Source organism: Moorena sp. SIO3B2 (genome assembly GCF_010692525.1).
Taxonomy (GTDB): domain Bacteria; phylum Cyanobacteriota; class Cyanobacteriia; order Cyanobacteriales; family Coleofasciculaceae; genus Moorena; species Moorena producens.
Genome location: NZ_JAAHHE010000254.1, coordinates 1 through 8,761, shown reverse-complemented (window position 1 = coordinate 8,761; position 8,761 = coordinate 1). Strand labels below are relative to the sequence as shown.

Sequence of the window (8,761 nt, the reverse complement as noted above, 5' to 3'; positions counted from 1 at the left end):
CTGCTCGGTTGGTGGGATAGTGTTCAGTCCGTGAGCAGCTCGCATATACTCGTCAATTAACTGCATAGTGGCGTCAGCAGTACTTGGGGAACACACCGGATAAGTACTAAATTCATAGTTCGCGCAGTCTACCCAGTACTCGTTATCGGGTAGGGAAATGTTGATAGCAGCAAGCTCTAGCAACCCACAACACAAATCACTGGAAACTCCCAATAAATTGGTACGGACTCGCTGATGCATTATGCGGTGAGCAAACCAGTAACCGTTGATGGTCTTATGAGCTACAAAGCGCTGACACATGGAATGGGCGAGAAGAAACCGGTCATTATGAAGCAACCAATCCAACCAATCACTACCAGGCAGCTCTTCAGTAGTCATTGGGATGAGGATTCGGTACGGCGGCTCGGCCAAGTTCAATGTATCGAAAAATGCGACCGGGGTACAGTGAGGGGTCATAAAAAGAAAACAGCGACACCTAGGAAGGATTCTACAGGATGGTATTCCAATGCAAAGGCAAGCCCGTAACCACTCTTAAAGCTAAAATGGGTATATGAACCAGCTAATTGGCCGGGTACGGCCAATGATAGCCAAAAAGAGGACATGAATCAGACCATCTTGACCACACACATCAAAAATTCACAAACTAAATAGTCAATACTTAGAACCAGGGAAGAGTAGGGGACAGGTAGAGGATAGGGTAATGGGATGGTTATGACACCTTGTTGATTCACAATGTCATTAGAACATCAAATACCCAAAACCGACTAAAATACGCTTAATCTCGTCATGAGATGTCAACTATAAGACCAAGTACTCAGTCACGGAAATTAAGCGGATGCTTCGCGGCCAAAATATGGGGTTGGCGTGCATCAAATCCCCATATATTAGCGGCGTTCACGCCAACAAAAACACACATACCCATATTTTATGCGGGTTTCAGAAGTCGATTTTCCCGCAGTCAAGCTTGTTTTTTTGAACTGATATTGTGAGTGCGCTAATTTAGTGGTTTTTGACATGGCTTAAATCACCGGTCTAATAACCCATTAACACCATTGGTTTGTGTGGATTAGAGTACTACTAACTACCATCAAGCGTTTTCAATAGTTGGAATTATTGATATCCATTTCATTGATACCGGTAATTGGTGTTAATGGGGTAAATGTGTTATCATGGTGTCAGTATTGGCTTTTGACTGGTACACCCCTAGTTTTGTTAGCACATGCAAAATGTGAATATTTGACAAGTTTTCGGTTTGTGTTTCTTGTTAGCAGTGAGTTCCAAAAATGCATGTGCTAACTTTTATTGATGGTTTATCTAGATTTGATTACTCTTCACTGTTATCATTTTTACCAGTAACCAATTTGCGACCATAACGAATATCTAAGTTGGCTCTGACCATTAGCAAGCATTGCAATTCTGGATGTTCTTCGTAATGTCGTGCTGCATGGTAGTACTTGTGTTCTTTGATGGTTGACTTGAAATTGCGATTACCAGTACGGATGGCTGCGTCAATCGAATTTGTCATCAGTTGATAATTGATAGTCCCATCATCATTAGTGAAAAATGTTTCGTATGATTGACCATACTTGTTGATGAGGTATTTCTGTTCACGCTCCCAACTTTTCATTTGGTCATGGGTTTGAAATGTGAATTGTGATAAGCTACATTCTCGCAACAGACGAGCCGACTCAACTGTGCATCCGGGGAATGCTTGAGAATTTTTCCAAGATGTCAGATAATTTTTCTTGTATTCGCTTGGTTTCAGTATCTTACGGAACAGATAAGTTTTTGCACGCTTAACACTGTATGGTGTCTCGTGTAGACTATCTAAGAATGTTTCGGATGGTAGATATTCGTTAGTTAAGCTTTGCAACTCATCACCATTCATGGTTTCGGCTTGACATTCATTATCTCGGTATGAGCGCATTTTTGTGGTGACTTTTTCATCGCCAATTTGAAACTTGTAGTTAGCTGAGCCGTGGAATGTGCCAGATGTGCATATTGACTTGATTTCAAATTCAAACTTGTTGACTACTGAAACTGTTGGAAATGTGTTTCGTATGTGTGTTGCCACTTGCTTAGCTACCATGTTTTCCAAGTCCTTACCGGTCATCATTCCATTTTCAGTTTTGGCGATGACTGTCATTTGACCGTCTTGTTGAACCGTTCCGAGTTCGATGTCGTGTTCTTTAAAGAGACTTCCAAAATTTAGCGTTTTTGTTTTTCCCGATGTGTATGCTTCCACTAATGCTTCAGCGGTAAGTTTTCGACTTGCTTTTTTATGAATGACGTTATCTAACTCGAAAGCGCATCCATCAGTAATGGTCTGAAAACCGTTCAGTGATTTTTCCATATACCATGCCATAGCTCGGGCGCGTGCTGTGATGTTATTGCCAACAACTACATTACCAATGGCGAAAAATGGCGAAACCATAATCCCGTAGATTGTATTAATGATTAGCTTATACAGAGAGTTCCATGGTTTCTTATTCGCTATTTTCTTGCTATATTGGTTCCGGAGTTTGAGCAGTTTATCAACTAACAATTCTCCAAGATTCACACTAGTCCATGCATAACACTCTTGTTCAGTCTTAATGATTTTAGACTTCTTGCGTTGGTTTACAGCGTTGGTGGTGTTTTTACCAGTATGATTAGCTCTTCGTTTTAGTAGTTCTTCTAAAGTATCAACACGTTCGCATCTCGGATAATAAGTAGCAGTCACTATGTAGAGATTATCAAGTAGCTCAGCTTTCTGCTTTACCGAGCATACATTCTCTAACCATTCAATAAAGTCTTCAGTAATGACTGCCAGTTTGACGTCTCGTGTGAATATTTTGGTAGTTCCGATGTTGTCTTCAGTCCACCATTCAGTGGCTTCTAAGTCTGTATCAGTTGGTATATTTCCAGGATTTCGTGGTGGTATCCATGAGATGAGATTATCTTGGACATGTTTCAGTTCGTAACCATCAGCTAAAGACACTCGTGCCATCCATAATCCGGGCACCAGATTTTTTCGATACTTTCTCAGAAACTGTTTTAGTGATAAGTACTGATTGCATTTAGATTTAATGGTATAGTCTATCACCATCGGACGGCCAAGTGGAAATTCTTGATGTCGTAACCCGTTCCCATAGCATCCACTAATATCTGCATCAGCTATTAGTTTGTTACTAGTAACTGTAGTTGGTCGATTATTTCGACACCGTCCGCCATCTACTTTGGCGTTATAAACACTGGTGAGCTGTCTGAACTGTTTGAAGTGTGCCGCAGTTCCGTATTCGCAAAGTTCTAGTAATGTCTTTTTCTGTTTTGGATCCAGTCCGTAGCGCTCGAGAAGTTTACTGGTTAAAATGTTGTTGACCGTTGCGCCAATGGTAAGCCGGGGATTTTCAAAGTACTCCTCAATACCAAGCGCTTTATAGATTTCAAAGAAGCGTTGACCATTTCCAATCAATGCGTCGTAGTTGTATAGGTCACCAAGTGCATAGTTGTCGAAGTCTTCTGGGCGTTCAGAGTAAATGATGTCCATGTGTGCTTTATCTTTGGCTGTAATGATGTCTTTATATGGTAATTCTACTCCAGATGTCTCACAGAACGTTTTGTAATTTGACTTTCCATGAACTGCACACGTATCAAATAACTTGATAGCTACTTGGCGCTTACTTCCGTTGATTTCTAAAACCCATGGCATCTTGATGTACTGTGTTGGGATTTCACGACCGCTTGGCATCTCTGCTGTTAGCCGCCGGTTCATTGTGATATTTCCAGTATTTTCGTCATTGTTATAGACTGCATAGTTGACATCTGCTTGAAATTCACCAGTTACCATCCGGTAGAGCTCAGCTAGCAAGAAAAATCCATAGAGGTCGAAGCGGATTATGGGTAGTTTTTCATCTGTCTCTAGCCGGGATAGTTTGAAGTCATAACCGAATGATTGAAGATAATCTACTGGTGAGAAGCCACTGGTGAATATTGGGTGTCGAGCGATGTTTGTGATGTCTGGATGAGCAAATATCTTGCCAGTTGGCTCGTCAATAAATCTGAGCTGATTAGTAATGGTTTTGTTGATGACTTCTGATGGTTTTGGGTCTATAATATTTAGTAAGTACTCCGTGAACTCGGTATCAATTTCCATCGGACAAACTATAGTTTCGTGATTGTGAATGTCTTGCACATCAACCGGTCGTTGATACGTGCACTGTTTACCAATTGCGTAGAAGTGTGCTCTGTGATTTCGATATCGGGTTGTGGATCGAGACTGTGAAAATGTTCGCTTGATGTCTTTGACGGTAGCGCTCTTTGCTCCGCCTAAGTCCTTCCCAGTGACCTTCAAACTCATGGGTAGATGCTCCTGATGTTCATTTTCTGAAAGTCTGTGTGCGTCAGCGGATTCTGTAGCGGTTTCGCTGATGTGCATATTATGTGTATCGAATGCACATGTGCTTTGTAAGCTCTGCTGATATTGTGATTTTGGTTCAGTCTTCATACAATTAAACCATTGAATTATTTTTAGGTCAGGGAACCCGTTTAAGCTCTCCTGACCTTTTTATTATTTACACATAACTAAATATCTTGTCAAGTCCTTTCACAGTAATGCTTTTAGCGATTCTAATCTTCATTTATAAGTCTTTTTAATCGGTCAATTATTCACTATAAATTACTGCTAGTTTCCTAACAGCAAGTCCAAGACCATCTGATTCACGGGTCTTGTAGTATACCCAGTTCCGGTAATTACATTTCCAGGCTCAGGGGTTATCATTCCCAAAACCCCATTCTGGTAAAGCGTTGAACAGAAAAAAATTTCTCAGACATCCTTGGATGTCTGAGAAAATATTTTCGCTTGATTAGAGTCCATTATTTGAATCCCATTCTCACTGAATCCCCATGGATTTACTATGCTTCGAGCTGTGTAATATGTGTAGTATGTCATGGCTATAGTACCGATAAATCTTGTTACTTGCATCCATGAAAAAGTGGATGACTAGGAGGTGTTAACCCACCAAATCATCCACATGAGTCAACTAACTCAATTGTTTTATAAGATTATAGTCGTTTAACTATTTATAGATAGTTGAACCAACGAGCTTGTTGATGAAGACTTTCGTGAGTACTGGGTCGCACTCCGGGTTTTCTAGCACTTCGTTCACGAGAGTCTCGGTCAATGGGCGGTCGAATGACCACCACGTCTCTACTTCAGCGATTACCGCTTCTTTGACTTTTGGATCTGGTTTATCCATAGAGCTTCTCCCGCCAGTACTTCAGACACCGGTAATCCATTGGTTCAGCAGAGTCCAAACAATTCAAAGATCCATACCATCCTGGTCTGAACTTTTCTTGCTTTTGGAATTTTGGGAGTGAAAACTTTCGGTCTACTGCTGGTGCCCATCCATCAGCCAACATTTTCAGCCCATCATTGTCTGATAGAAATCGAAACGTAATGGTACGACAATCAAACCGACTTTCAAACTCAAAAATCTCAATTTCGATGTACGGTGTTTCAAACATTTGCTACAATCCAAAAAGACAACCACCAAAGTCCGACTATGAAATAAAGTCGGATTATTTCTAGTTCAAACTCCACGTCACTATTCACCTCTGACTTTTCAAGATTTTGATTGACTATTTCGTTGAGCAATTCTTAGACGCTCCCATTCTTGGTCTTCTAGTTCACTCCACCGGTCAACTTGGTCTTGATTCATGCCAGTTGCAAATTCAATCCTCTCAGCACAGCCACGAAACCATATACAATCGGAAATATTTCTGTGAATTTTCTGCTGTCGAACCGGATGACTTGCTGCATTACGAATTAAATCATCGCTCATTCCTTCTCTCCAATTAACTTCTGAAATTCCGCTTTCCCGGCTTGATAACGACTCCCGGTGTACCCGAGAACATTTTTGATTACGTACGTTGGGCTTTTGGTCTGAGCCAGTTCAGCCAGCGCTTTCCCCAAGATTTCAGAGTCTTCGGAACTCTCTGAAATTCGGTTCAAGTCATTTCCAGCGGCGGTTTCAGCGATTTCCCAGGTCGAAATCGGTAACTGGCGTGTAACCTGGGTTAGCTCCCGGTACGTTGGTAGCTGCACCGGGTCATCATCTAGTAGTGCGTGCGTACTATCGGACTTGAGCCAGTCCACCAACTGGTCGTCTTTGAGCTTACCGGCATGCTTAACCGCGAGCTTCCCAAGTCGTAACTTGCTGAAATTAGCAGCTATACCACCCTTTCCCTCAAGCCCCCATGCTGCGACCTGGTCGTACTGGGATAGAAGTATCAAAAAGCGTCTGGCTTTCCGACCACGACGGGCGTGTCTCTCCAGCCACTCTGATGCGTTTGAGCATTTTTGAACGAGTTCCGGAAATTCTTCTGCAATCAAAACCCGGTCACTTCCAGCTAATGCTGAATCCCCACGCTCTGCCCGGATTTCAATCTGGTGGGTTAAGTCTTTCAAATCAGCAGCCATCGACTGATTTATGGAATCGAAATCTTCAGCTTGACCGACTACTTGTAACCCACGCCACGAGTCTGGAGAGCCCTCGCATTCGTATACGATTACCTGTCCTCCGACTTGGTATGACAACCATTGAGCGAGTGTTGATTTTCCGGAGCCAGTAGCTCCGATAATCATCAACTGTTTAGACTGAATTTCTGTTAGTAAATCGACGGGGGAAATGACTGAAGCCCCGTCGTGTAAACGTAGGTTATAAACGCTAATGTCATCAAAACCACCGTCATACGGGAGTTTGTCATAAACGGTGATGAGTTTATCATAAGACTTGCCAGCCATAACCGACAAGTCAAGTGATAAGCGGGATAGAGACTTCCACATCCAGATTGCGACCCGTAGAGTGACTATCACTAAACGACAGGCAAACCACAATCCGTAATCTAGTAACTTACTGGTTATTTTGAGTGGCATTGCCACCCACTTACCGCCCATTTAGACACCCCACTCGAAATGCAGTGTACTCATTTTTGATAGCTTCAAGCTTTGCATTGAGTCGGATAATTTCAAAGTATGAGAAACAATGCATAGCGAGAGCTATTACGGCGAGTAGTGCAAAGAAACTACGATTTTCCATAGCACTACCCTAGATACATACGGTAACAACGACCGGTGGCAATACCGGTTTGGTTCTTCTGAGTTTTGATGTCTATGAATGCAGACTTACTTGACTTGATTTTGGGAAAACTGCCATCGGGAGACAGTGAGAATGTGCTGAATGTTGGTAGTAGTTGCCACTCAGTTGGTGCGCTGTCGCAGTGACCAGTTACGGTCACCGCTGTCATATCAGATAGACTAGATGCAGACTCTAAAGAACGGCTAGGAGTACGTTTCCTGCCTCTGTTGAAGTGGGTGCGAGTACCAGTCGCACCTGCTTCGTCACCTATAGATGGACTTGTCATTGAATGTTTATTGTATTGTCATCAACCATATAAACACAATACACGGAACATACAATAAATGTCAAGGCCAAAATTAAAAGCACTCACTTTCAAAATGCCTGAGTACGAATTTCAAGCACTTGAAGACTTCTGTACACTGTCACACAGAGGAAAAACTGATGTACTCAGAGAACTGGTTCGTTCTCTTCCGACTTATCGCGACCCTGTAGCTCAAGCCATTGACGAAAACGTCTCAGATGCTCCCAGCGGGGAGAACCAGGCATAGCATCTTTTCCATGGGCGGTGAGATACTGCTCTATCAGGTCATTAGCCCCGTTGATTTTGTAATTTAGTTCCCGTAATTCTTGCGAGCCGGTCTTTTGGCCGGTTTCTTTTTGCCAATACAGTTCATCGGGGAGTGCCAGCTGATGGCCGATGTCTAGCAGACGACCATAATGTAGTTCCCCACTACTACCCAAGTACTTATTACGGAGTCGCCCGTTAACCCGACGCTGGACTTTCCAGTATGAATCACTGTGCTTGTAAGCGGTGTATGAGACATCAGCCCCATGCTTGAACCGGAACTTGGAGTTGGTTTTGAGCCATCCATACCAGTCTGAACCAGTCATTGTATAAGCGTCAGCTGGGATTTGGATGGTCCACTTACCATCCATGCAGTGGAGCAGTCCTTCGGTCACGGTGCTGGTACTAGTTCTTGTCATGGTCAATACATTTGTGTTGTAAGACTGTGTAAGACTATGCTAACATACTCGTGTAAGACTTTGTAAGACTCCAACAACATGGATATATTACTTTCAAGTTATTCTAAGTATATGAAAGACCATGAAGAGGTTACTATTGATATAGTGAAAAAGCACATGGAACACAACGCAGACCAATACATGCGTCACTGGGCAAGTTACAACTATGGAGATATTTGGATTACAAAACCTAACAATACCAAAGTGACTGAAATTGATTTTGAAAAATGGCGTGTAACCACAGAAATAATCTGGACATAGGAACGCTGTGATTCATATGACGAGGAAGATTCCGAAAATACAGAAGAACGTGAAATAGAAGTAACAAAAACAGAATTTACCGGTGAAATATATGTTCACCATCACAAATATTATGATGCAGATGGTGCTTACGATAAAGCATTAATTCTTGAAGAATTAGATATGGAAGATATAGACGGATATATCACAAATTCACTAACCACTGCTTAAACTTTTTCAAGCTATCCCACTGCTCGGTTGGTGGGATAGTGTTCAGTCCGTGAGCAGCTCGCATATACTCGTCAATTAACTGCATAGTGGCGTCAGCAGTACTTGGGGAACACACCGGATAAGTACTAAATTCATAGTTCGCGCAG

The 8,761-nt window shown here is 42.3% G+C and carries 8 protein-coding genes; 1 reads left to right on the top strand and 7 read right to left on the bottom strand.

All coding sequences use genetic code 11. From position 1 onward, the window contains the following. The 7 genes from F6K38_RS30035 to F6K38_RS30005 all read right to left on the bottom strand — a co-directional run. Positions 1-378 (bottom strand): hypothetical protein (locus F6K38_RS30035; RefSeq protein ID WP_287358735.1); only part of this gene is annotated, 378 nt, incomplete at its 3' end. A gap of 946 nt (positions 379-1,324) precedes the next feature. Beyond that, positions 1,325-4,486, bottom strand: coding sequence for a hypothetical protein (locus F6K38_RS30030; protein WP_287358734.1), 3,162 nt, complete (start codon positions 4,484-4,486; stop codon positions 1,325-1,327). A gap of 743 nt (positions 4,487-5,229) precedes the next feature. Then, positions 5,230-5,505, bottom strand: a complete 276-nt coding sequence (locus tag F6K38_RS30025; protein ID WP_287358732.1) for a hypothetical protein — start codon at positions 5,503-5,505, stop codon at positions 5,230-5,232. 98 nt (positions 5,506-5,603) lie between these two features. Continuing rightward, the gene (locus F6K38_RS30020; protein ID WP_287358730.1) at positions 5,604-5,822 is read right to left on the bottom strand and encodes a hypothetical protein; all 219 of its coding nucleotides are present in this window, start codon (positions 5,820-5,822) and stop codon (positions 5,604-5,606) included. Continuing rightward, on the bottom strand, positions 5,819-6,937 hold the full coding sequence (locus tag F6K38_RS30015; protein WP_287358728.1) for an ATP-binding protein: 1,119 nt from the start codon (positions 6,935-6,937) through the stop codon (positions 5,819-5,821). The genes F6K38_RS30020 and F6K38_RS30015 overlap by 4 nt, the downstream gene beginning before the upstream one ends. 146 nt (positions 6,938-7,083) lie before the next feature. After that, positions 7,084-7,404, bottom strand: coding sequence for a hypothetical protein (locus F6K38_RS30010; protein ID WP_287358726.1), 321 nt, complete (start codon positions 7,402-7,404; stop codon positions 7,084-7,086). Between the two features lie 164 nt (positions 7,405-7,568). Further along, positions 7,569-8,105, bottom strand: a complete 537-nt coding sequence (locus tag F6K38_RS30005) for a hypothetical protein (RefSeq protein WP_287358723.1) — start codon at positions 8,103-8,105, stop codon at positions 7,569-7,571. A 78-nt stretch (positions 8,106-8,183) separates the two neighbouring features. Between F6K38_RS30005 and F6K38_RS30000 the strand changes: the two genes are divergently transcribed. Then, positions 8,184-8,405: a hypothetical protein gene (locus F6K38_RS30000; RefSeq protein ID WP_287358721.1), complete on the top strand. Its 222-nt coding sequence runs from the start codon at positions 8,184-8,186 to the stop codon at positions 8,403-8,405. The last annotated feature ends 356 nt before the right edge of the window (positions 8,406-8,761 follow it).